The organism is Burkholderia anthina (genome assembly GCF_001547525.1).
Taxonomy (GTDB): Bacteria; Pseudomonadota; Gammaproteobacteria; order Burkholderiales; family Burkholderiaceae; genus Burkholderia; species Burkholderia semiarida.
Window position 1 is genome coordinate 3,406,803 of record NZ_CM003768.1, and the last position, 22,584, is coordinate 3,429,386.

The following is a 22,584-nucleotide window of genomic DNA, read 5'->3' on the forward strand; positions in this document are numbered from 1 at the left end:
CGCGCGCATGCGATTCGACGGCGCGCAGGCCGGCTGGCGCGAGACGCCGCGGCCTGGCTGCACGCTCGACCAGCGCGACTGGCTGACGCGCGGCGGATCGCTGACCGCGCATCTCGCGCGGCTCGGCCGCGTGGACGTGCGCGTGACGCGCGAGGCTGTCGACCGTCCGTGGTTCGACGAGCCGGACGCGCTCGCCAGTTCGCCGCGCGCGCCGATGTGGGTGCGCGAGGTGATCCTGTCGGTCGACGGCACGCCGTACGTTGCCGCGCACAGCATCGCGCCGCTCGCGGCCAGCAAGGGTGTGTGGCAGGCCATGCGGCGGCTGCGCACGCGGCCGCTCGCGGAGCTGCTGTACAGCGATCCGCAGGTCGAGCGCTCGGCGCTCGTCAGCCGGCGCGTGATCGCCGGTCATCCGTTGTATGCGCTCGCGAGCCATGCATTGCAGGGTGCGCGCGCGCCGCATGCGTTTGTCGCGCGGCGCTCGGTGTTCCAGCGTCACGGCAAGCCGCTGATGGTGACCGAGTGCATGCTGCCGGCGCTGTGGCGTCATCTCGCCGCGCACGGCGACGGGCCGCGATCCGTCGGGTCGTACGGAGACGCGTGATGCTGCAAGGCTTTCCGCCGGTCGTCGCGGCGAATACGCACACGATGATCCTCGGCAGTTTTCCGGGTGAGGCGTCGCTCGACGCCGCGCAGTATTACGCGCATCCGCGCAACCAGTTCTGGCGATTGTTGGGTGCGGTGCTCGGCGAGCCGGGGCTGCATGAGCTCGCGTATGACGCGCGGCTCGAACGCGTGCTTTTGCACGGCATCGGCATCTGGGATGTCCTCGATGCATGCCATCGGCAAGGCAGTCTCGATTCTGCGATCCGGAATGCGAAGCCGAACGACTTTGCGTCGTTGCGCGCGCATGCGCCGTTGCTCAAGCGCGTGTGCTTCAACGGCAAGACGGCCGGGCGGTTCGCCGACGTGATCGGCCAGGCCGGGTACGAGACCCTCGTGCTGCCTTCGTCGAGCCCGGCGAATGCGATGCTGTCGTTCGAGCAGAAGCTGGAGCAGTGGCGCGGGATTCGTCCCTGAAACTCGTTGGATTCAGAGTATCCCGCGAAGCAGTATCAGGTGGACGGCAGCAGGTGGTCGAGTAGAGATACGGTTTCAACGAGTTCATCAGTGAGCCGAACCAACTCGGCGGTCAGACTCGCTGGAAGATCTATGTTGCCCTCGTATTCGGCCGCATTGCGCCTGCGATGGCAGGTATCGAGCACGCGCCATTTTTCGGTCGGCCAGCCGATCGTGTGTTCGAGACACTGAAAGACCAGATATCGGTCGTCGCTCCGGTATCCGTGAGCCCGTAACGCAGCGCGTGACGCGGCGTGAGCGGCATCGTAGGCGAGGATGAACTGGCTCTCCGTTGCCATTCCGTTGCTGCTTGTGACGGTATCGAGCAAGGTTCGAGCGAGGCCGAGCAGATGCTCGAATTCGCCGCGGTTCGCCGGAAGGGGTTTGAGTTTTCCGATGCGTACGAGGTTATCCAATGCGGTCAATGTCGTCCTCGGTTCCTATAATCATCAGCTTCGGTTGGCGCAGCACTTCCGCGAGGAACGGATGACTTTTGCGTTTCCGTTCGAGAAATTCCTCGTGAGTGTATTGTGTGATCTGGACCGAGCGGCCGAGCTGTCTTTCAGCCGATTCGAGTGCGGCCATGATTTGTCCATAGCTGAGCGTCTCACTGACCAACATAACATCGACGTCGCTACCGGCGTGGTCGCTGCCTTGGGCAACCGAACCGTATACAAAGGCGAGTTGTATCTCTGAGGTCAGCGGTGACAGCGCTTCGCGGAGCACCTCGACGACCCCGAAGGTTTTGAGGATGATGAGACGCAGCTCGCTGAAAATGGGGCTGCCGGCGAACGCTCGCACCTGTTTGAGATTGGCGATGCGTCTGGTTTCGATGAGGCCACCTTTTTCGAGACGGTTCAGTTCACGCTGGACGCTGGCACTACCGAGACTGGTCAGCCGGATCAACTCTTTGACGTGAAACCACTGTTCGGGCTGCCCAAACAGGCAGGCCAGAATGGGTTGCTGTGCACTGGAAAAGAGGGCGTCGCCGAGCTTTGTCATAAGCCGTGAGAATAGCACGATCGAGCCAGAATTTAGCACGATCGAGCCAAATTTTAGCTCGATGAGCGACTGTTTCGGCGGATCTAGATAGCAAGGGATATCGCGAGACGTTGGTGATGGCCACGGCGAGCCGTGATGGGCCAGATGTCAAATTGACCAAAATACCAACCAGTTCTGGCGGCTGCTCGGCGCGGTGCTCGGCGAACCGACGCTGCATGAACTGCCGTACGACGCGCGTCTCGAGTGCGTGCTGTCGCACGGCATCGGCATCTGGGACGTCCTCGATGCGTGCCATCGCCAGGGCAGTCTGGATTCCGCGATCAGGAACGCGAAGCCGAACGACTTCGATTCGCTGCGCGCGCATGCGCCGTTGCTCAAGCGCGTGTGCTTCAACGGCAAGACGGCCGGGCGGTTCGCCGACGTGATCGGCCAGGCCGGGTACGAGACCCTCGTGCTGCCTTCGTCGAGCCCGGCGAATGCGATGCTGTCGTTCGAGCAGAAGCTCGAACACTGGCGCCGAATCGTGCTTTGATCGGCCGGCGCTGCCGGTAGCCTGGACGGCCCGCGCATCGGAGCGATCGAAACGACGCTGTCGTCAGGTGGCGAATACGACTTCGATGTGCCCTTCGGCTTCCGACCGACGGTCGGGCCCGACGACGATCCGCACGTCGCGTCCGAGCTTCGCCAGGCATTCGAGCATCTTCGTTTCGCTCACGCCGCGAAACTGCCCGCGCAGCATGTTCGACAGCTTCGGCTGCGTGATGCCGAGCAGCCGGGCCGCATGCTGCTGCGTCCATTGGCGCGCCTTGATGATTTCCGCGATCTTCGCGGCGAGTTGGGCCTTCACCCGCATTTCATCGGCATCGCGCATGCCCAGGTCCGCGTAGACGTTCCCGCTGCCCTGTTCGATTTCGATCATCGCCTTTCTCCTGTTGCGTGTGCTTCGGCTGCTTTCAGACGCGCGCGGATCAGATCGTTGTCCGGCTTCGGTGTCGCGATGCCGCTCGGCGATTTCTTCTGGAAACAGTGCAGCACGTAGACGCTGTTTCCAAGCTTCACCGTGTAGACCGCGCGGTACGTGCCGTTGTCTTCCGATTCCACGATCTCCAGCACGCCTGCCGATCCGAATCCCTTCAAGGGCTTGGCGTGATCGTGCTTGCGCCCTGTCTGCGCCAGATACAGCGCATAGCCGAACGTGTCCCGCACGGTTTCGGGCATGACCTTCAAATCCTTGCGCGCCGAGCCGAGCCAGTACAGCGGTTTGATGTATGGATCCATCGATGAATTTATCCCTGTTTGGGTATATTTTCAAGGGCCGCGCAGGCATTCGGCGCGGCCGTTCGAATGCGGTGTCAGGAGCGGGCAGGCGAGAAGTGGCCACCGACGGGCGGTGGCGGTTCAGCGATCGGATGCTGCCGACGGGAAATGCGATGTGAACGCCCGGCCGGGCGGCCGTTGCTTCACATTGTTGCGTCGCGTGGAGAGTCGAGACAATTCAGCCGTTCGACAGAGCGCCGTCGCGGCGCATCGATGGCGGAAGGAAGGGCGTGGCTGACGAACCGCGACGCATGGGCTTGCGTGTCGCGTCGACGCTCAGTCGTCGTTGCCCCATCGCCAGCGGGGCTGCTCGCCCTTGAGCCAGCACACCGCAGTCAGCAGCGCGACCAGCACCACGAGGCAGGCGGCGTACACCACCGGCGACCGATGCGGCGGCACGAGCCAGGCACTCGCGATGACGCCGATCGCGATGGTCTCTTTTGCATCGCAATTGCGATACATTATCCCGTACGCCCATGTCCCCTGCAAGTCGCCCGAATGGCCAGTCGACCGACCGCTCTCGCCACCGGCGGCCCTGGCCCCCACCAATGCTATCCTCTCGTCCGCTCATCCAGCGTCACCCGGCATCACCCAGCGAGATTCGACCATCATGACCCGACTGATCAAGCGCGCGTCCGCCGAGGCGCGCGCGTTCAAGCAACGCCAGCCGTCCGCGTACAACGGCTCCGAAAAACTCCAGCCGCCTCGCGTGAAGCGCCGCCCGGACCTCGACGAACACGACGACGTGCCGGTGCTCGAAGCGCCGCGCAAGCCGCGCTTCGCGCCCGTGACGTTCTCCGAAGAAGGCGGCGTGCGCTTCCTGCACTTCGGCACCGAGTGGGTGCAGGGCGCGATGCGGATCTCGAAGCCGCTGCATATCGAGCTCGAATACGCGCAGCAGATGATGGCGTGGCTGCTGTTCCTCGAAACGCCCGAGCGGATCGTCCAGCTCGGGCTCGGCACCGGCGCGCTGACGAAGTTCGCGCATCGTTTCCTGCCGCACGCGAAGGTCGAGGCCGTCGAGCTGAACCCGGCCGTGATCGTCGCCGCGCGCACGATGTTCGCGCTGCCGCCCGACGACGCCCGCCTCGTCGTGCACGAAGCCGACGCATGGGATTTCGTCAACGATGCGGCCAACCGCGGCACGACCGGCGCGATCCAGATCGACCTGTACGACGCGACCGCGCGCGGCCCCGTGCTCGACAGCGTCGCGTTCTACCGCGCGGTGCGCGGCTGTCTGGCCGATGCCGGCATCGCGACGATCAACCTGTTCGGCGATCACCCGAGCTTCGTGCGCAACATGAAGCACCTGAACGCGGCGTTCGATCACCGCGTGATCGCGCTGCCGGAAGTGCACGACGGCAACCGGATCGCGATCGCGTTCTCGGGGCCGGCGCTCGACGTGCCGTTCGCGCAGCTCGACGCCCGCGCGAAGCTGATCGAGGACACGCTGAAGCTGCCCGCGCGCAAGTGGGTGAAAGCTTTGAAAGCAACGACCGGCGCACGCGACACGTCGTTCGCGATCTGACGCCGGAGGCACCGGCGCGGGCCGGTGCATCCACGCGACAAGGGGCGGATCACCTCGGGTTCGCCCCCGCTTGACCGCGTGCTCGCGGCTCCTATACTGGCGCGAAGCCAGGGGGAGCCGCAGCCTACCCGTATTGCCGCTCCTCTCGGCGCCGTACCCGCTCAACAAGATCGATAACCGGGATAGAAGAGGAGACGTCATGGCTCACGATGCCGACGCCAACCGGGCCGCCAAGCGCTGGCTCTGGCTGCTGGTACTGCCGCTGATCGCGATGGTCTGGGTGCCGTCGTACAGCAAGATCGAGCCGCAATGGCTCGGCTTTCCGTTTTTCTACTGGTACCAGCTGCTTTGGGTCTTCATCAGCGCGGTGATCACCGCGTTCGTGTATTTCAAGACCAAGAACGCGTGGAAGGCGAGCGGCACGCAAGGAGGTGCGCAATGAATCTCGGCGCGACCTTCGTCTTCGTCCTGCTGTTCATCGGCGTCACGATCATCGGTTTCCTGGCCGCGAACTGGCGGCGCGGCGATCTCGCCCATCTCGACGAATGGGGCCTCGGCGGACGCCGCTTCGGCACGATCGTCACGTGGTTCCTGCTCGGCGGCGATCTCTACACGGCCTACACGTTCGTCGCGGTGCCCGCGCTCGTGTTCGGCGCCGGCGCGATGGGCTTCTTCGCGCTGCCGTACACGATCCTGATCTATCCGTTCGCGTTCGTCGTGTTCCCGAAGCTGTGGAGCATCGCGAAGCGGCACGGCTACGTGACGGCCGCCGATTTCGTCAACGCGCGCTACGGCAGCCGGATGCTCGCGCTCGCGATCGCGGTGACGGGCATCGTCGCGACGATGCCGTACATCGCGCTGCAGCTCGTCGGCATCGAGGTGGTGATCGGCGCGCTCGGTTTCGACACGACCGGCTTCGTCGGCGACCTGCCGCTGATCATCGCGTTCGCGATCCTCGCCGCGTACACGTACACGTCGGGGCTGCGCGCGCCCGCGATGATCGCGATCGTGAAGGACGTACTGATCTACATCACGATCGCGGCCGCCGTCATCGTGATTCCCGCGAAGCTCGGCGGCTTCGGGCACATCTTTTCCGCGGTGCCGCCCGCGAAGCTGCTGCTGAAGGCGCCCGACGCGGCGAGCCTGAACGGCTACAGCGCGTACGCGACGCTCGCGGTCGGCTCGGCGCTCGCGCTGTTCCTGTATCCGCACTCGGTCACGGCAATCCTGTCGTCGTCGTCGGGCAACTCGATCCGCCGCAACATGGCGATGCTGCCCGCGTACTCGTTCGTGCTCGGCCTGCTCGCGCTGCTCGGCTACATGGCGCTCGCCTCCGGCGTGAAGGACATGCCGCAATACGCGCCGTACTTCAAGGCGTTCGGCCCGAACTTCGCGGTGCCCGCGCTGTTCCTCGAGTACTTCCCGTCGTGGTTCGTCGGCGTCGCGTTCGCGGCGATCGGCATCGGCGCGCTGGTGCCGGCGGCGATCATGTCGATCGCGGCCGCGAACCTGTACACGCGCAACATCCACCGCGAGTTCGTGAACCGCAACATGTCGCACGACCAGGAAACGCACGTCGCGAAGCTCGTGTCGCTGATCGTGAAGGTGGGCGCGGTGGCGTTCATCCTCGGGCTGCCGCTGACCTACGCGATCCAGCTGCAACTGCTCGGCGGGATCTGGATCATTCAGACGCTGCCGGCGATCGTGCTCGGCCTGTACACGCGCGTGCTCGACCATCGCGGGCTGCTCGCCGGCTGGGCGGCCGGCATCGTCTGCGGCACGTGGATGGCGATCTCGCTGAAGCTGGCGAGCTCGATCTTCACGATCCATCTGTTCGGCCTCGCGATTCCCGGCTACGCGGCCGTGTGGTCGCTGGTCGTGAACCTGGTGGTGTCGGTGGTCGTGAGCGTGCTGGTGCGCGCGATCGGCATGGCGCATGCGGAGGATCGCACGCGGCCGGAGGATTATCTCGACGTCGTCGAGGGTTGATACGGGCCGAGCGCGGCCGCGTGCCGCGCACGCGCCGCGCGGCAACGAAAACGCCCGCCACCGGGAGGTGGCGGGCGTTCGTTCTTGCGTCACCCTTGTGCGCGTTTCGCGAGTTCCTCGCGCTGCGACAGGTCCTCGACGTTGACCATCCAGTGCACGCCGAAACGATCCTTCGCCATCCCGAAGCCGAGCGCCCAGAACGTCTTGCCGAACGGCATCGTCACTTCGCCGCCGTCGGCGAGCGCATTGAACAGCTTCTGGCCTTCGTCGACCGTCGCCGGGTTCAGCGACAGCGAGTAGCCGGCATGCGCGGCGCCTGCCGGCTGGCTGCCGTCGCCGTCCGAGCACATGATCATCGAGTCGCCGATCGTGAAGCTCGCGTGCATCACCTTGTCGGCCATCTCCGGCGAGATCGGGTAATCGGGATTCGGCGGTGCGTCCTTGAAGTGCATCTTGAACACCGTCTTTGCGCCGAGCGCCTTTTCGTAGAACTGAAGGGCTTCGTCGGCACGACCGTAGAACGTCAGGTACGGTTGAACTTGCATCGTTGTCTCCTGTGGGCCGGGCAGGCGGAGCGGCGCCGGCTCGGGTACTGCGGGGATTGACCGGGACGGGCGCGACGGGATGCGGCCGCCGCACTCGTGACGTGGATTGTAGTGCCCGTGCTCGACGATGGAATGAAAAATAAAAACGGCCGCGAACATGCAGTTCGCGGCCGTTCGTCGTGCCGGTTGACGGCTGTTGTCAGTCTTGCTGACAGATCAACCGACAGCCGTCACGCACGCGCGGTTCAGCGCAGCGCGTCGATCAGCTTCTCGAGCTTCACCGCGTCGGCGGCGAACACGCGGATGCCTTCGGCGAGTTTTTCGGTCGCCATCGCTTCGTCGTTCAACTGGAAGCGGAACGATGCCTCGTCGATCGCGACGCGCTCGGACGGCTTGTCCTGCAGCGTGTCCGGCGACAGCTTGCGGGCGACCGTCTCGTTGCTCTCCTGCAGCTTCTGCAGCAAATCGGGACTGATCGTCAGCAGATCGCAGCCGGCGAGCTCGGTGATCTGGCTCGTCGTGCGGAAGCTCGCGCCCATCACTTCGGTCTTGTAGCCGAACGTCTTGTAGTACGTGTAGATGCGGCGCACCGATTGCACGCCCGGATCGTTCGCGCCGCCGTCCTTCGCTTCATTCCATTCCGCGCCGGCCTGCTTCTTGTACCAGTCGTAGATGCGGCCGACGAACGGCGAGATCAGCTGCGCGCCGGCTTCCGCGCACGCGGCGGCCTGCACGAGCGAGAAAAGCAGGGTCATGTTGCACTTGATCCCTTCCTTCTGCAGCACCTCGGCCGCGCGGATGCCTTCCCACGTCGATGCGAGCTTGATCAGGATGCGCTCGCGGCCGACGCCGGCCGCTTCGTACAGCTTGATGAGCTCGCGACCCTTGTCGATCGAGCGCTGCGTGTCGAACGACAGGCGTGCGTCGACCTCGGTCGACACGCGGCCCGGGATCAGCTTCAGGATTTCGGTGCCGAATGCGATCAGCAGGCGGTCGATGATGAAATCGGTGCTTTCGTTGCGGTGATCGCGGACGGTTTTCTCGAGGATCGGCTTGTACGCATCCTTCTGGACGGCCTTCAGGATCAGCGACGGGTTCGTGGTCGCGTCCTGCGGCTTGTATTGCGCAAGCTGCTGGAAGTCGCCCGTGTCGGCGACGACGGTCGTGTACTGCTTCAGCTGGTCGAGTGCGGTAGTCATGGCGATTCGGAAGAAGAGCGCGGGGCGCCGGGTTCTCACGGGCCGCGCGAGCGCGGCGGCGAAGCGAAGCGGCGCCGGGCGCCGCTTCCGATCCATCATTTTAGGCCCGATTCGTGTCGGGCACGTTTTGGCGTGCCGGGCGCGCGCCGCGGCAGGCGGCGAGCCGCGTCACGCGGGGCGCCGCGCGTTCAGGATCACCTGCGTGACGACGCCCGCGACGAGCCCCCAGAACGCGGAGCCGATCGACAGCAGCGTGAGGCCCGAAGCCGTGACCATGAACGTGACGAGCGCCGCTTCGCGCTGCTTCACGTCCTGCATCGCGTTCGCGAGCCCGCTCATGATCGAGCCGAACAGCGCGAGCGCCGCGACCGACACGACGAGCGCCTTCGGCAGCGCCGCGAACAGCGCGGCGATCGTCGCGCCGAAGATCCCGGCGATCAGGTAGAACGTGCCGCACCACACGGCGGCCGTGTAGCGCTTCGCGTGATCCTCGTGCGCTTCCGGGCCCGTGCAGATGGCGGCCGTGATCGCCGCGAGGTTCACGCCGTGCGCGCCGAACGGCGCGAGCAGCAGCGACGCGAGGCCGGTCGTCGCGATCAGCGGCGACGACGGCGTCGAATAGCCGTCCGCGCGCAGCACCGCGATGCCCGGCACGTTCTGCGACGCCATCGCGACGACGAACAGCGGAATGCCGATGCTGACGATCGACGCGATCGAGAACGCGGGCATCGTGAACACGGGCTGCGCGAGCGCGATGTGGAAGCGGCTGAAGTCGAGCAGCCCGAGGCCGCCGGCCACCGCCGTGCCGACGATCAGCGTCGCCGGAATCGCATAGCGCGGCGCGAGCCGCTTCACGATCAGGTAGGTGAAGAACATCGCGAGCACGAGCGCGGTCTGGAACTGCGCGGCGCGGAAGATCTCGATGCCGATCTCGAACAGGATGCCCGCGAGCAGCGCGGCCGCGATGCCGGCCGGAATCCGCTTCATCAGCGTGTCGAACAGCCCGCTCACGCCGACGGCGGTCAGCAGCAGCGCGCACACGACGAACGCGCCGATCGCCTCGCGGTAGGGCACGCCGGGCAGCGACGCGATCAGCAGCGCGGCGCCGGGCGTCGACCACGCGACGACGACGGGCGCGCGAAAACGCAGCGACAGGCCGATGGTCGTCAGCGCCATGCCGATCGACAGCGCCCAGATCCACGACGAGATCTGCGCGTCGGTGAGGTGGGCGGCGCGGCCGGCCTGGAACATCAGCACGAGCGAGCTCGTGTAGCCGGTCATCATCGCGACGAAGCCGGCGACGAGCGCGGACACGGACGTATCGGCGAAAAAGCGGCGGCCGCCGGCGCGGCTGGCGCTCGCGGTGGGCGAAAGGTTCATGCTCTCTCCGGGGCGGCCGCTCGGACGCGGCCTGGGTATCTGCGGGTGGGTGTCGTTACTTGCTGAGTGCGCGCATCGCGGTTTCGAGGCCCGCGAGCGTGAGCGGATACATGCGCTGGCCGAGCACGTCGCGAATGATCGCGATCGATTGCCGGTATTCCCATAGCCGCTCGGGCTCCGGGTTCAGCCATGCATGGTGGGGGAACTGGTCGGCGAGACGGCGCAGCCACACGGCGCCGGCTTCCGGGTTGTTGTATTCGACCGAGCCGCCGGGCTGCAGCACCTCGTACGGGCTCATCGTCGCGTCGCCGACGAAGATCAGCTTGTAGTCGGGCGTGAACTTGTGCAGCACGTCCCACGTCGCGGTGCGCTCCGCGTGGCGGCGGCGATTGTTCTTCCACAGGTGGTCGTACACGCAGTTGTGGAAGTAGAAGAATTCGAGGTGCTTGAACTCGGCCTTCGCGGCCGAGAACAGCTCTTCGGTGCGCTTGATGTGGTCGTCCATCGACCCGCCGACGTCGAGCAGCATCAGCACCTTCACGTTGTTGTGGCGCTCGGGCACCATCCGCAGGTCGAGCCAGCCGGCGTTCGCGGCCGTGCTGCGGATCGTGCCGGGCAGGTCGAGCTCCTCGGCCGCGCCTTCGCGCGCGAAGCGGCGCAGCCGCCGCAGCGCGACCTTGATGTTGCGCGTGCCGATCTCGACCGAATCGTCGTAGTCGCGGTACGCGCGCGCCTCCCACACCTTCACCGCGGTGCGATTGCCGTTCGACGGGCCGCCGATGCGCACGCCTTCCGGGTTGTAGCCGCCGTGCCCGAACGGCGACGTGCCGCCCGTGCCGATCCATTTGTTGCCGCCTTCGTGGCGTTCCTTCTGCTCGTCGAGCAGCGCCTTCAAACGCTCCATCAGCTTGTCGAGGCCGCCCATCGCCTCGATCTGCGCCTTCTCCTCGGCCGACAGCTCGCGCTCGAGGCGCTTCTCGAGCCAGTCGAGCGGGATGTCGAACGCCTCGGACGGCAGGGCGGACACGCCGTGGAAATACGCGCCGAACGCCTGGTCGAACTTGTCGAAATATTGCTCGTCCTTGACGAGCGTCATCCGCGCGAGGAAGTAGAACGCGTCGATCGACGGCGAGATCAGCCCGGCCTTCAGCGCTTCGAGCAGCGTCAGGTATTCCTTCACCGAGACGGGCAGCTTGGCTGCGCGCAGCGCGTAGAAGAAATTGAGCAGCATGGCCGGGCCTTCGCGGGTGAGGGGGATTACCGGTTGTGCCGGTTCATGTAGACGAGCCGTTCGAGCAGGCTCAGATCCTGCTCGTTCTTCAGCAGCGCGCCCGCGAGCGGCGGCACGATCTGTTTCGCGTCCGCGCCGCGCAGCGCGTCGGCCGGGATGTTCTCGGCGAGCAGCAGCTTCAGCCAGTCGAGCAGCTCGGACGTCGACGGCTTCTTCTTCAGGCCCGACACGCCGCGCAACTCGAAGAAATTCTCGAGCGCCGCGCGCAGCAGTTCCTCGCGGATGTTCGGGAAGTGCACCGCGACGATCTTCTGCATCGTCGACGGGTCCGGAAACTGGATGTAGTGGAAGAAGCAGCGGCGCAGGAACGCGTCGGGCAGCTCCTTCTCGTTGTTCGACGTGATGATGACGAGCGGGCGGTGCTTCGCGCGGACCGTCTCGCGCGTCTCGTACACGTGGAATTCCATCCGGTCGAGCTCGCGCAGCAGGTCGTTCGGGAATTCGATGTCGGCCTTGTCGATTTCGTCGATCAGCAGCACGCTCGGGCGCTCGGCGTCGAACGCCTGCCACAGCACGCCCTTGACGATGTAGTTCGCGATGTCCTTGACGCGCGCGTCGCCGAGCTGCGAATCGCGCAGCCGCGATACGGCGTCGTATTCGTACAGGCCCTGCTGCGCCTTGGTGGTCGACTTGATGTGCCACTGCAGCAGCGGCATGTCGAGCGCGGCGGCCACTTCCTCGGCGAGCATGGTCTTGCCGGTGCCGGGCTCGCCCTTGATCAGCAGCGGGCGTTGCAGCGTCAGCGCGGCATTGACCGCGAGCTTCAGATCGTCGGTGGCGACGTAGTGCGAGGACCCTTCGAAACGCATGGCGGCGCTCTTCTTCATCGGGAAAAAAACCCAGTATAAGTCAGAAGGGCTGTGCGGGCGGGCCGCGCCCGCGTATCGTTGCGGGGCTGCGGCGGGGCGAGCCGGGGGCGCCGTATGGACGCGTTCCCCGCCGACGCGGTACAATCTGGCCGTTTTTTTGGCCTGCGTGGCGACCGACAAGCAAAACGGCGCGGGCCGTTGCCGCTTCGGCGCCAGTTTCCCCTCAAGCTAGGTTACAAGAGCTATGAACAAATTCGTCGGCAAACACGTCGTTGTCGCAGCGCTCGTGGCGCTCGCGGGCAGCGCGCAGGCGGCCGGTGTGGTCGGCAACCCGAAGGACGGGGCGAGCAAGGCCGCCATGTGCATCGGTTGCCACGGCATCCAGGACTACCGCGCGGCGTACCCGGAGGTCTACCGGGTGCCTGTCCTCGGCGGCCAGAACCAGCAATACCTCGAGAACGCGCTGAAGGCCTACCGCAAGAAGGATCGTCACTTCCCGTCGATGAATGCGATCGCCGGCTCGCTGACCGACCAGGACATCGCGGATCTGTCGGCGTACTACGCCGCCCAGAAGGCCGACACGAAGGACAACCCCTACAAGTAAAGCGCGCGCCGCCAATCTCTCCGGCGGGACAGGAGCATTCATGAACAACGCATTCAAGACGGCGGCGGTTGCACTGGCGGCCGGCCTCGCGATCGGTACCGCGCACGCCGCGGACATCTCGAAGGGCAAGGAACTGGTCGAATCGCACAACTGCGCGGCCTGCCACGGCGCGCAGCTGAACAAGCCGATCAACGCCGAATATCCGCGCCTCGCCGGCCAGCACGCCGACTATCTCGTGTGGTCGATGCGCCAGTACCAGATGGGGCTGACGAACCCGCTGCTCGGTCGCAACAACGCGATCATGCAGGCGCAGGTCCAGAACCTGTCGGTCAGCGACATGAAGGACATCGCGGCCTACATCGAGTCGCTGAAGGAAACCGACCTCGTATTCAAGAAGTAAGCGCGACGGGCCTCACGGGCTCGCGCAGCAAGCATGCCCCGCCTCGGCGGGGCATTTTTTTGCCCGCTTCACGGGGCCGCCGGCGCAGGCCGGGGTGCCGGCCGGCGCACTCAGTCGCGCGACGCGCGGCGCAGGATGCGCTGCAGGTACGCGTCGGTATCGGGCGGCGTGTTCGTCCGCTGCGCTTCCCAGATCGTCTCGCCGAGGCATTCCATGATCGCGTGCTGCGCATCGTGGGTCGAGTCGAGCTTCGCGGCCAGCTTGTCGTGCGCGGCGCGGATGCCGGGCGGCTGGTCGATCGACAACTGCTCGCTGATCGCGAGGTGCATCGACAGGTGCAGGAACGGGTTCGTGCGGCCTTCCTCGGGCGTGTAGTTGCGCGCCGCCGCGCCGTCGGCGTCGGCCAGTTCGTCGTGGTATTCCGGATGCTCGACGATCCAGTCGGCTGCGATCGCTTCGAGCGGCGTCAGGATCTCGCCCGCGCGCTGCTTGCGCCAGGTCTCGGTGAAAAAGCGACGCACGTCGTCGCGGCTTGGATTGAACATGGTGGGGAAACGTCGTGATTCGGGCGGCGTCATGCCGCGTCGGGCATTGTACGCCGGCGCGGCGGACGGCGCTGGCGGTGGCCTCGGGCGGCTGGAGGCGCGCGGCACGGCGCGGGTCGTTGCGGCCGCCCGTCGCGCAACGGGTAAGCGCGGGCTAGGCTCGCCGCCGCCGCGCCGCTACACTCCGACGATTCCCGTCACGGCGCCTTGCTCGCCCGCTTTCACCATGACCGCCACCGTCCGCTCATCGTCCGCCGCCCTGCAGGGCGCGCTCTACGTCGCGTTGTCCGCCGCCGCGTTCGGCGCGATGGCGATTTTCGGCCGCTATGCGTACGCGGCCGGCGTCGACGTGCTCGGGCTGCTGATCGTGCGCTTCGCGATCGGCGGCGCGGTGCTCGCCGCCATCGCGCGGCAGCGCGGCGTCGCATGGCCGCGCGGCCGCGCGCTCGTGCCGCTCGTCGCGATGGGCGCGCTTGGCTACGTCGGGCAGTCGTTCTGCTATTTCAGCGCGCTGCAGCACGCGCAGGCGAGCCTCGTCGCGCTACTGCTGTACCTGTATCCGGCGTTCGTCACGCTGCTGGCCGCGTGGTGGCTCGGCGAGCGGCTGACGCGCGCGAAGGCCGTCGCGCTGGTGCTGTGCGTCGCGGGTTCGGCGCTGATGGTCGGCGGCGGGCACGGCGAGCCGCTCGGGATCGCGCTCGCGCTGGCCGCCGCGGTGATCTACTCGCTGTACATCGTCGGCGGCACCAAGGCGACGCGCGGCGTCGAACCGCTCGCGACCACCGCGATCATCTGCCTGTCGGCCACCGCGACGCTCGTCGCGATCGCCGTCGTGCGAACGGCGGCGTTCGGCGCGCCGCCGCGGTGGCCCGCGACGGCCGGCGGCTGGGCATCGATGCTCGCGATCGCGCTGGTGTCGACGGTCGCGGCCATGCTCGCGTTCTTCGCGGGGCTCGAGCGGCTCGGGGCCGCGCGCACGTCGATGCTGTCGACGCTCGAACCGGTCGTGACGGTCGCGCTCGCGGCGCTGCTGTTCGGCGAAGCGTTGTCGCCGCTGCAGTGGGCGGGTGGTGTCGCGATTCTGGCGGCCGTGCTGGCGCTCGTGCGCGCGGGCGGCGCGGCCGCCGACGACGCGACGGCGACGTCCAACGCGTAGTCGTGAAGGAGGGCACGCCGCCGGCGCCGCGGCGACGCCGGCCGGTTGTCGCGCGTGGCCCGGGCGGCCGGCGCGGCGCGTCGATACGTCAGCCGCGGCTGATGCTCACTCGTTGGGCGGCGGCGTCTTCGGCCGGAATTCGCACAGCGGTTCGATCGCGCAGTGCCAGCATTCGGGCCGGCGGGCCTTGCACACGTAGCGCCCGTGCAGGATCAGCCAGTGATGCGCGTCCTGCAGGAATTCCTTCGGCGTGAACTTCTCTAGCGCGGCTTCGACGGCCCGCACGTCCTTGCCCGGCGCGAGACCGGTGCGATTCGCGACGCGAAAGATATGCGTGTCGACCGCGATCGTCGGCTGGCCGAACGCGGTGTTCAGCACGACGTTCGCGGTCTTGCGGCCGACGCCCGGCAAGCCTTCGAGCGCTTCGCGATCGGCCGGCACCTCGCCGTCGTAGCGCTCGAGCAGGATCCGGCACGTCGCGACGACGTTCTTCGCCTTGGTGCGATAGAGGCCGATCGTCTTGATGTACTCGGTGACGCCTTCCTCGCCAAGCGCGACGATTTGTCGCGGGGTATTCGCGACCGGAAACATTTTCCGCATCGCCTTGTTGACCGACACGTCGGTCGCCTGCGCGGACAGCATCACGGCGATCAGCAGTTCGAACGGCGTCGAGTATTCGAGCTCGGTGGTCGGATGCGGATTGAGGCTCTGCAGCGTTTCGTAGATCGCGCGTCGTTTGCTGGCGTTCATGGAGCGTTCTGGTCGGGCGGCGTGGACGGGCCGCCCGGATCGTCGTTGCCTGCGTCGTTGTCGTGGTCGCCGCCGCCCGACGCCGCATCGGCGTCGCGCTGCGCCTGCTGTTCGGCGAGCCGCTTGCGGCGGGCCTCGGCCGCGTCGATCTGCGCCTGGACGGCCGCGCTCACGCCTTCGGTGTTCTTCGGCCCGGCGCCTTGCCCGGACAGTTCTTCCTTCTTCTTGCGCGCGCGTTCGAGCGCGGCGGCGATGATCGCGCGTTTCTTCGCTTCGGCGTCGTCGGCCGGTGCGGCGGCCGGCGCGCCCGGCTGCACGGCGGAGGGTTCCGCGGCCGGCTTCGCGGTACTCGCGGCGCGGCGGGCCGCGGCGCGCGCTTCGGCGGCCTCGCGCTCGCGACGCTGGCGCGCGAGCCGCAGATCGTGGCGCTCGCGCGCGGCGTCGGCCTGCTCGTGCGACCACGCATCCCAGCCCGTGCGATCGCCGGTCACCGGCAGCATCGCGATGCAGTCGACCGGGCACGGCGGCACGCACAGGTCGCAACCCGTGCATAGCGACGCGACGATCGTGTGCATCTGCTTCGGCGCGCCGACGATCGCGTCGACCGGGCACGCCTGCATGCACAGCGTGCAGCCGATGCACAGGTTTTCGTCGATGAACGCGACCGCGCGCGGATGTTCGCTGCCGTTCACGGGGTTCAGCGGAATCACCGGCTTGCCGAGCAGGCGCGCGAGGCGCGCGATGCCTTCGGCGCCGCCGGGCGGGCACTGGTTGTAGTTCGCGTCGCCGGCGGCGATCGCCTCGGCGTACGGACGGCAGCCGTTATAGCCGCACTTCGTGCATTGCGTCTGGGGAAGCAGATCTTCGATGCGATCCGCGAGTGTTTTGGAATCGGTCACGGTGACAACAGGCTGACAACGGGCGCCGCGGCGCCGAATGGCTCTCGGCCGCGTCGGGCGCGGCCGGAAAGGTTTGCCAAAGCTCGATTATCGCCGATTTCCCGCATTGCGCTGGACGCCGTCTATGCGCATAATCGAACCGCTTTTTTGCAGGGGCTCAGCAGGAGGGTGGCCGCCCGCGGCGCGCCCGTTCCAGGGCGGCCGGCGCCGAGGCGGTGGGGGTGCCGGTCCGGATCAAGCGGCTCACATAGCAAAACGCCACCATGAATCAGCCAAAAATCAAAAGAGATCCTGAAGGTACGCGCCGCCGCATCCTGATGGCGGCGGCCGAAGAGTTCGCGAATGGAGGGCTGTTCGGCGCGCGCGTCGATCAGATCGCGCGCCGGGCCGAAACGAACGAGCGCATGCTCTATTACTACTTCGGCAGCAAGGAGCAGCTCTTCACCGCCGTGCTCGAACACGCGTTCTCCGCGCTGACGGAGGCCGAGCGCGTGCTGGATCTCGACGGCGTCGCGCCGGTCGAAGCCGTCACGCGGCTCGCGCATTTCGTGTGGGATTACTACCGCGACCATCCGGAGCTGCTGAGGCTCATCAACAACGAGAACCTGCACGAAGCGCGCTATCTGCACAAGTCGACGCGGATCCGCGAGATGATGTCGCCGATCGTCGCGAAACTCGGCAACGTGCTGATGCGCGGCCAGAAGGCCGGGCTGTTCCGCAGCGACGTCGATCCGCTGCGCTTCTACGTGACGCTGTCGGGGCTCGGCTACTACATCGTGTCGAACCGCTTCACGCTCGCCGCGACGCTCGGCCGCGACTTCACCGATACCGACGAGCGCGCGGAGATGGTCCGGATGAACACCGAGGTGCTGCTCGCGTATCTGCTGCGGCGCTGACGCGACGAATGGAGGAGCCGGTGCGCCGCTGGTTCGCGGCCGCGCCCGGATAAGAAAACGCCGCCGTGCGCAAGCTACGGCGGCGTTTTTGCGTCGGAGCGCGGTGTGTCAGGCGGCCTTGCGGGCTCGCATGGCTTTGGCGCGCGGGCTGCCTGCCGCGCGTTTCGCGGCCGGCGCGGCCTTGGCGGCGGGTGCCCGGGCGGGCGCGACCGTCACGGCCGGCGCCTTCGCGCGCGTGCCGCGCGTGCGTTTGGCGGCGGTGGCGCGCACCGCCGTTTCCGGTTCCGGCTCCGGCTTGGCGGCCGGCACGACGCCGATCGCGGTCGCATCCTGCGCATCGACCGGCAACTTCGCCGCGCCGTTCTTCGGCTCCGGCGCATGCTCGCGGATGAAGTCGCGCAGTTGCGGGTAGATGATCGTGCGCCAGCGGCGGCCCGAGAAGATCCCGTAGTGGCCGCACTTCTCGGCGGTCAGGCTGCGGCGATCGTCTTGCGGGATGCCCGTGCACAGCTCGTGCGCGACGTGCGTCTGGCCGCTGCCCGAGATGTCGTCGAGTTCGCCCTCGATCGTCATCAGTGCGGTGTGCTTGATGTCCTGCGGCCGCACGCGCTCGCCCTCGACGTCCCACGTGCCTTCCGCGAGCCGGAATTCCTGGAACACGACGCGGATCGTCTCGAGGTAATACTCGGCGGCCATGTCGAGCACCGCGTTGTATTCGTCGTAGAAGCGGCGGTGCGCTTCGGCGTCGTCCTCGTCGCCGCGCAGCAGGCTCTGGTAGAAATCCCAATGCGATTGCGCGTGCCGCTCCGGGTTCATCGCGACGAAGCCCGTGTGCTGAAGGAAGCCCGGATACACCTGGCGGCCTTCGCCCGGATAGTTCGCGGGCACCGTGTGGATCACGTTGTTCTCGAACCACGAGGTCGAGTGCTGCGTCGCGAGCGAGTTCACGGAAGTGGGGCTGCGGCGCGCGTCGATCGGGCCGCCCATCATCGTCATCGTGAGCGGCGTGTCCTCGCCGCGGCTCGCCATCAGCGAAATCGCCGCGAGCACGGGCACCGTCGGCTGGCATACCGAGATCACGTGCAGGTTGCGCGCGCCGATGTGACGGATGAATTCCTGGATGTACGCGATGTAATCGTGCAGGTGGAACGGGCCGACCTCGACCGGCACCATCCGCGCGTCGATCCAGTCGGTGATGTAGACCTTGTGATCCTGCAGCAGCGTGCGCACCGTGTCGCGCAGCAGCGTCGAGTGGTGGCCCGACAGCGGCGCGCAGACCAGCACGACCGGTTCGTCCTTCAGTTGCGTGACGGCGTCGGCGTCGTCCGAATAGCGCTTGAAGCGCAACAACCGGCAGAACGGCTTCTCGATGATCGTCTGCTCGACGATCGGGATGTTGTGGCCGTCCTTGACGATCTGGTGAATGTTGAATTCCGGCTTTTCGTAGTCCTTGCCGAGCCGATACATCAGCTCATAGGCGGCCGCCATCCGCGGTGCGCCGGGCATCAGCGAGAACGGGCTCGACGGATTCGCGAACGACTTCGAAGCGGCCTGAGCCCAGGCCGTGAGCGGGCTCAGCATCGCCCGCTGGAATTCGTGCAATTGGTAAAGCATGCAGACTACTCCCGCGTGGGGGACGGTGCGCAAGGGCGGCGTGGGGCGTCGCGGCGTGCCGTGTGGGTCAGCGACCGGCCATGTTGCAATGCAGCCGGACAATCGTGTCGATCATATCGGACAACGATCGGTGTTGCAATGCAACATTTCCTCGGATTTTCATCAAAGCTTTGCGAATTGACGATCTCTGAACAAGGCTCCCCGGCCGCCGCTCAGCGGCCGGTGGCCACGGCCGGCGCGGGCTGGCCGGCCGCGCGCGCCATCGCGTCTTCGTGGTGCATCAGGTTCATCGCGGTATGCACGAGCGCCACGTGCGAGAACGCCTGCGGGAAGTTGCCGACGAGCCGGCCGGCCACCGGGTCGTATTCCTCCGCGAGCAGCCCGAGGTCGTTCGACAGCGCGAGCAGCCGGCTGAACAGCCGATGCGCGTCGTCGATCCGGCCGAGCAGCGCGTAGCTGTCGACCAGCCAGAAGCTGCACGCGAGAAACGTGCCTTCGCCGGGCGGCAGGCCGTCGTCGTATTCGGTCGTGCGGTAGCGCATCACGAGCCCGTCGTGCAGCAATTCCCGTTCGATCGCATCGACCGTGCCGACGATGCGCGGATCTTCCGGCGGCAGAAAGCCGAGCTGCGGCAGCAGCAGCACGCTCGCGTCGAGCTCGTCGCTGCCGTAGCTCTGCGCGAACGCCTGCTTGCCTTCGTGCCAGGCGTTCGCGCAGACGTCCGCGTGGATGCGCTCGCGCAGCGCGCGCCAGCGGTCGAGCGAGCCGGGCAGCCGGAACATTTCCGCCGACTTGATCGCGCGGTCGAACGCGACCCACGCCATCACCTTCGAGAACGTGAAATGGCGGCGGCCGCCGCGCGTTTCCCAGATCCCTTCGTCGGGCTCCTGCCAGATCTTCTCGAGATGGTCGAGCAGCGCGCACTGCACGGACCAGACCGTATCGTCGGCCTGCAGGCCGCCCACGCGCGCGAGGTGCAGCGCGGCCATCACCTCGCCGAACACGTCGAGCTGGAGCTGGTTCGCGGCGCCGTTGCCGACGCGTACCGGCAGCGAATCCTGGTAGCCGGGCAGCCAGTCGAGCTCCATTTCCGGCAGCCGGCGCTCGCCGGCGATCCCGTACATGATCTGGATCTGCTCGGGTGAGCCGGCCATCACGCGGCCGAGCCACGTGCGCCATGCGCGCGCCTCGTCGTAGTAGCCGCCGCGCATCAGCGCGAGCAGCGTGATCGTCGCGTCGCGCAGCCAGCAGTAGCGGTAGTCCCAGTTGCGGTTGCCGCCGATCTTCTCGGGCAGCGACGTGGTCGGCGCGGCGACGATGCCGCCGGTCGGCTCGTACGCGAGCGCCTTCAGCGTGATCAGCGAGCGGCGCACGGCGGCCGCGTAGCGGCCCTGCACCTGGCAGCGGCCCGACCATTCGAGCCAGTAGTTCTCCGTGCGCGCGAGCATCGACAGCGGGTCGCGCGCGGGCGGCAGCCGCATGTGCGACGCCGCGTAGCCGAGCGAGAACGGCACGCGCTCGTCGGCGCGGACCGTGAATTCCGCGAGCGTATGGAGGTTCTTGCCGGTGAGCGACACCGGCGTGCGCAGCACGACGGTATCGGGGCCGGCGATGGCCTTCATGCCGTCCTCGCGGGTCAGTTGCGTGACCCACGGAATCGAGAAACCGTAGTCGAAGCGCAACACGAGCTCCATGCGCATCTTCATCGTGCCGTGGCGGCCGACGACGATCCGCACCAGTTCGGACCAGCCGTTGCCGGGCGGCATGAAGTCGATCACGGTGACGGCGCCGTCGGCGCTTTCGTAATCGGTTTCGAGAATCAGCGTGTCGCCGCGATAGCGGCGTGTCGTGTGCGTGATCGCGGCGTCGGCGGCCGGAGCAAGCAGCCAGCGGCCGTGCTCGGGCGTGCCGAGCAGCGCCGCGAAGCAGGCGCCCGAATCGAAGCGGGGCCAGCACAGCCAGTCGACGGAGCCGTCTTTTGCGATCAGCGCGGCCGTGTGGCCGTCGCCGACGAGGGCGTAGTCTTCGATCAGGGCGGGCATGGGCAGGCGATCCTTGGGTATTCGAATTCACAATGCGGACGTCGGCGGCCCGGACTTCACGCCCGGGCGCCGCGCCCCGTATACTCGGCCGGGCGGCGGAGCGCATGAACGGCCGGCGTTTCGTCCTATCTCAACACTTGAAGCGACTCGATGCAAGGAGGATTCAATGCCCAACCGTTTACGGGAGCGTGACGCACGCGCTTCGACACGAGGGTTCCCGCTTAGGTTCGCTCACTGGATGAAAGGTTTCGCGATCGTGCTTTCCCTGTCCGCGACCCATGCATTCGCGCAGCAATCGTCCGCCCCGGCCGACGGCGTCTACAACCTGCTCGTCGGCACCTATACGGGCGGCGGCAGCGACGGGATCTACGTTTACCGCTTCGACACCAGGACGGGCAGCGTCGCGCCGGTGTCGTCGGCGAAGACCGTGAATCCGTCGTACCTGTTGCCGAGCCGCGACGGTCGCACCGTCTACGCGGTCAACGAGCTGCCCGGCGACGACGGGCCCGCGACGCAGCGCGGCGGCGTCAGCGCGTTCCGCTTCGACGCGAAGACGGGTGCGCTCAGCTTCATCGACCGCGTATCGTCGGAAGGGAACGATCCTTGCTATCTCGCGCTGTCGCCGGACGGCAAGTACCTCGTCACCGCCAACTACTCGGTCGCGGCCGACCCGGGCGGCAGCTTCGCGGTGTTTCCGCTGCGCGACGACGGCGCGGCCGGCCAGGCCGTGCTGACCGTCCACCACGAAGGCACCGGGCCCGTGAAGGGCCGCCAGGACGGCGCGCACGTGCATTCGACGGTGTTTTCGCCGGACGGCCGCTACCTGTTCGTGCAGGATCTCGGCGCGGACAAGATCTACGGCTACCGCTACACGGTGGACGGCAGCCGCGGGCTGATCAGCCCGACCGACACGCGCTACACGCCGGTGAAGGCCGGCTCGGGCCCGCGTCACATGGTGTTCGGCGCCGACGGCCGCTTCGCTTACGTGACGAGCGAGCTCAACGCGTCGGTCGAGGTGTTCGGCTATCACGACGGCAAGCTGACGCCGGTCCAGACGGTGCCGATGACGGCGCCGGGCTTCAAGGGCAAGGTCGGCGGCGGCGCGATCCACCTGTCGCCGGACGGGCGCTTCCTGTACGCGAGCAACCGCGGCGACGCGAACGACCTCGTGATCTACGCGGTGAACAAGGCCGACGGCCGGCTCAAGCACGTCGGCCGCCAGTCGAGCCTCGGCAAGACGCCGCGCGAGTTCCTGATCGATCCGACCGGCAAGTGGCTGATCGTCGGCAACCAGGACAGCGACACGTTCTACGTGTTCAGCCGCGATGTCGAAACGGGGCAGCTCGGCGCGAATCCGCAGAAGGTCGCGGTCGGCAAGCCGGTCGACTTCAAGCTGGTGCCGGTCGAGCAGTAAATCCCGGTCGATTCCCGGCCGATGCAAGAAGGGCGCTGCCGATGCAGCGCCCTTCGTATTTGGGGCAGCCGCTTGCGCGGCGCGC

Annotated in this window: 25 protein-coding genes and 1 pseudogene; 11 read left to right on the top strand and 15 right to left on the bottom strand. The window is 67.0% G+C overall.

What is annotated here, in order from left to right; translation table 11 throughout:
- Positions 1-7: 7 nt before the first annotated feature.
- Both WS64_RS15570 and WS64_RS15575 read left to right on the top strand, forming a co-directional pair.
- Positions 8-604 carry a chorismate--pyruvate lyase family protein gene (locus WS64_RS15570; RefSeq protein ID WP_060966985.1) on the top strand — a complete coding sequence of 199 codons (597 nt, stop codon included), beginning with the start codon at positions 8-10 and terminating at the stop codon, positions 602-604.
- Entirely contained in the window at positions 604-1,080 is a 477-nt protein-coding gene (locus WS64_RS15575; protein WP_060966818.1) for a DNA-deoxyinosine glycosylase, read from the top strand. The genes WS64_RS15570 and WS64_RS15575 overlap by 1 nt, the downstream gene beginning before the upstream one ends.
- 35 nt (positions 1,081-1,115) lie before the next feature.
- Here WS64_RS15575 and WS64_RS15580 read toward each other — a convergent pair whose 3' ends face one another.
- Positions 1,116-1,544, bottom strand: coding sequence for a hypothetical protein (locus tag WS64_RS15580; protein ID WP_060966819.1), 429 nt, complete (start codon positions 1,542-1,544; stop codon positions 1,116-1,118).
- Positions 1,528-2,121 carry a nucleotidyltransferase domain-containing protein gene (locus tag WS64_RS15585; protein WP_059583734.1) on the bottom strand — a complete coding sequence of 198 codons (594 nt, stop codon included), beginning with the start codon at positions 2,119-2,121 and terminating at the stop codon, positions 1,528-1,530. Before WS64_RS15585 ends, WS64_RS15580 begins: the two co-directional genes overlap by 17 nt.
- Before the next feature lie 166 nt (positions 2,122-2,287).
- Between WS64_RS15585 and WS64_RS15590 the strand changes: the two are divergent.
- Positions 2,288-2,653: pseudogene (locus WS64_RS15590) on the top strand (DNA-deoxyinosine glycosylase); the annotation flags it as partial.
- Between the two features lie 63 nt (positions 2,654-2,716).
- Here the strand turns inward: WS64_RS15590 and WS64_RS15595 are convergent.
- The 3 genes from WS64_RS15595 to WS64_RS15605 form a co-directional block, all read right to left on the bottom strand.
- On the bottom strand, positions 2,717-3,040 hold the full coding sequence (locus WS64_RS15595) for a helix-turn-helix domain-containing protein (protein ID WP_060966820.1): 324 nt from the start codon (positions 3,038-3,040) through the stop codon (positions 2,717-2,719).
- Positions 3,037-3,399 (bottom strand): type II toxin-antitoxin system RelE/ParE family toxin, encoded by a 363-nt coding sequence (locus WS64_RS15600; protein WP_060966821.1) that lies wholly within the window; start codon positions 3,397-3,399, stop codon positions 3,037-3,039. The genes WS64_RS15595 and WS64_RS15600 overlap by 4 nt, the downstream gene beginning before the upstream one ends.
- A 315-nt stretch (positions 3,400-3,714) precedes the next feature.
- Entirely contained in the window at positions 3,715-3,900 is a 186-nt protein-coding gene (locus tag WS64_RS15605) for a hypothetical protein (RefSeq protein ID WP_155644521.1), read from the bottom strand.
- Between the two features lie 148 nt (positions 3,901-4,048).
- Between WS64_RS15605 and WS64_RS15610 the strand changes: the two genes are divergently transcribed.
- The 3 genes from WS64_RS15610 to mctP all read left to right on the top strand — a co-directional run bounded on the left by WS64_RS15610 (position 4,049) and on the right by mctP (position 6,955).
- Positions 4,049-4,966, top strand: coding sequence for a class I SAM-dependent methyltransferase (locus WS64_RS15610; protein WP_060966823.1), 918 nt, complete (start codon positions 4,049-4,051; stop codon positions 4,964-4,966).
- A gap of 199 nt (positions 4,967-5,165) precedes the next feature.
- Positions 5,166-5,408, top strand: a complete 243-nt coding sequence (locus tag WS64_RS15615) for a DUF3311 domain-containing protein (RefSeq protein WP_006490660.1) — start codon at positions 5,166-5,168, stop codon at positions 5,406-5,408.
- On the top strand, positions 5,405-6,955 hold the full coding sequence (gene mctP / locus WS64_RS15620) for a monocarboxylate uptake permease MctP (RefSeq protein ID WP_059583724.1): 1,551 nt from the start codon (positions 5,405-5,407) through the stop codon (positions 6,953-6,955). The genes WS64_RS15615 and mctP overlap by 4 nt, the downstream gene beginning before the upstream one ends.
- Before the next feature lie 89 nt (positions 6,956-7,044).
- Here mctP and WS64_RS15625 read toward each other — a convergent pair whose 3' ends face one another.
- The 5 genes from WS64_RS15625 to WS64_RS15645 form a co-directional block, all read right to left on the bottom strand.
- The gene (locus WS64_RS15625) at positions 7,045-7,500 is read right to left on the bottom strand and encodes a VOC family protein (protein ID WP_059646451.1); all 456 of its coding nucleotides are present in this window, start codon (positions 7,498-7,500) and stop codon (positions 7,045-7,047) included.
- A gap of 245 nt (positions 7,501-7,745) precedes the next feature.
- Positions 7,746-8,699 (bottom strand): transaldolase, encoded by a 954-nt coding sequence (gene tal, locus WS64_RS15630; RefSeq protein ID WP_059583766.1) that lies wholly within the window; start codon positions 8,697-8,699, stop codon positions 7,746-7,748.
- Positions 8,700-8,867: 168 nt separating this feature from the next.
- Complete coding sequence (locus WS64_RS15635; RefSeq protein WP_060966824.1) at positions 8,868-10,079, bottom strand: benzoate/H(+) symporter BenE family transporter; 1,212 nt, start codon at positions 10,077-10,079, stop codon at positions 8,868-8,870.
- 55 nt (positions 10,080-10,134) lie between these two features.
- Entirely contained in the window at positions 10,135-11,310 is a 1,176-nt protein-coding gene (locus WS64_RS15640) for a vWA domain-containing protein (protein ID WP_059583720.1), read from the bottom strand.
- Positions 11,311-11,336: 26 nt separating this feature from the next.
- Positions 11,337-12,179: an AAA family ATPase gene (locus tag WS64_RS15645; protein ID WP_060966986.1), complete on the bottom strand. Its 843-nt coding sequence runs from the start codon at positions 12,177-12,179 to the stop codon at positions 11,337-11,339.
- Between the two features lie 244 nt (positions 12,180-12,423).
- Between WS64_RS15645 and WS64_RS15650 the strand changes: the two genes are divergently transcribed.
- Positions 12,424-12,783 carry a c-type cytochrome gene (locus WS64_RS15650; protein ID WP_006478192.1) on the top strand — a complete coding sequence of 120 codons (360 nt, stop codon included), beginning with the start codon at positions 12,424-12,426 and terminating at the stop codon, positions 12,781-12,783.
- A 40-nt stretch (positions 12,784-12,823) separates the two neighbouring features.
- A complete protein-coding gene (locus WS64_RS15655) occupies positions 12,824-13,183 on the top strand; it encodes a c-type cytochrome (RefSeq protein ID WP_034190735.1) in 360 nt (119 codons plus the stop codon).
- Positions 13,184-13,293: 110 nt separating this feature from the next.
- Here the strand turns inward: WS64_RS15655 and WS64_RS15660 are convergent, their stop codons facing one another.
- On the bottom strand, positions 13,294-13,761 hold the full coding sequence (locus WS64_RS15660; protein ID WP_371090871.1) for a DUF1841 family protein: 468 nt from the start codon (positions 13,759-13,761) through the stop codon (positions 13,294-13,296).
- Between the two features lie 193 nt (positions 13,762-13,954).
- On the opposite strand from WS64_RS15660, the gene WS64_RS15665 reads away from it, so the two are divergent.
- Positions 13,955-14,884: a DMT family transporter gene (locus tag WS64_RS15665; protein ID WP_059583718.1), complete on the top strand. Its 930-nt coding sequence runs from the start codon at positions 13,955-13,957 to the stop codon at positions 14,882-14,884.
- Positions 14,885-14,989: 105 nt separating this feature from the next.
- On the opposite strand, the gene nth is transcribed toward WS64_RS15665, so the two are convergent.
- Positions 14,990-15,634: an endonuclease III gene (gene nth, locus WS64_RS15670; protein ID WP_006478196.1), complete on the bottom strand. Its 645-nt coding sequence runs from the start codon at positions 15,632-15,634 to the stop codon at positions 14,990-14,992.
- The gene (gene rsxB / locus WS64_RS15675; RefSeq protein WP_060966825.1) at positions 15,631-16,533 is read right to left on the bottom strand and encodes an electron transport complex subunit RsxB; all 903 of its coding nucleotides are present in this window, start codon (positions 16,531-16,533) and stop codon (positions 15,631-15,633) included. Before rsxB ends, nth begins: the two co-directional genes overlap by 4 nt.
- Positions 16,534-16,796: 263 nt before the next feature.
- On the opposite strand from rsxB, the gene WS64_RS15680 reads away from it, so the two are divergent.
- Positions 16,797-17,429: a TetR/AcrR family transcriptional regulator gene (locus tag WS64_RS15680; RefSeq protein WP_059583716.1), complete on the top strand. Its 633-nt coding sequence runs from the start codon at positions 16,797-16,799 to the stop codon at positions 17,427-17,429.
- Between the two features lie 108 nt (positions 17,430-17,537).
- On the opposite strand, the gene WS64_RS15685 is transcribed toward WS64_RS15680, so the two are convergent.
- Both WS64_RS15685 and WS64_RS15690 read right to left on the bottom strand, forming a co-directional pair.
- Positions 17,538-19,043 (bottom strand): polyhydroxyalkanoate depolymerase, encoded by a 1,506-nt coding sequence (locus WS64_RS15685; protein ID WP_060966826.1) that lies wholly within the window; start codon positions 19,041-19,043, stop codon positions 17,538-17,540.
- 212 nt (positions 19,044-19,255) lie between these two features.
- Positions 19,256-21,085, bottom strand: a complete 1,830-nt coding sequence (locus tag WS64_RS15690; protein WP_059646473.1) for a glycoside hydrolase family 15 protein — start codon at positions 21,083-21,085, stop codon at positions 19,256-19,258.
- Between the two features lie 166 nt (positions 21,086-21,251).
- Between WS64_RS15690 and WS64_RS15695 the strand changes: the two genes are divergently transcribed.
- Positions 21,252-22,499: a lactonase family protein gene (locus WS64_RS15695; RefSeq protein ID WP_124862978.1), complete on the top strand. Its 1,248-nt coding sequence runs from the start codon at positions 21,252-21,254 to the stop codon at positions 22,497-22,499.
- Positions 22,500-22,584: the final 85 nt, after the last annotated feature.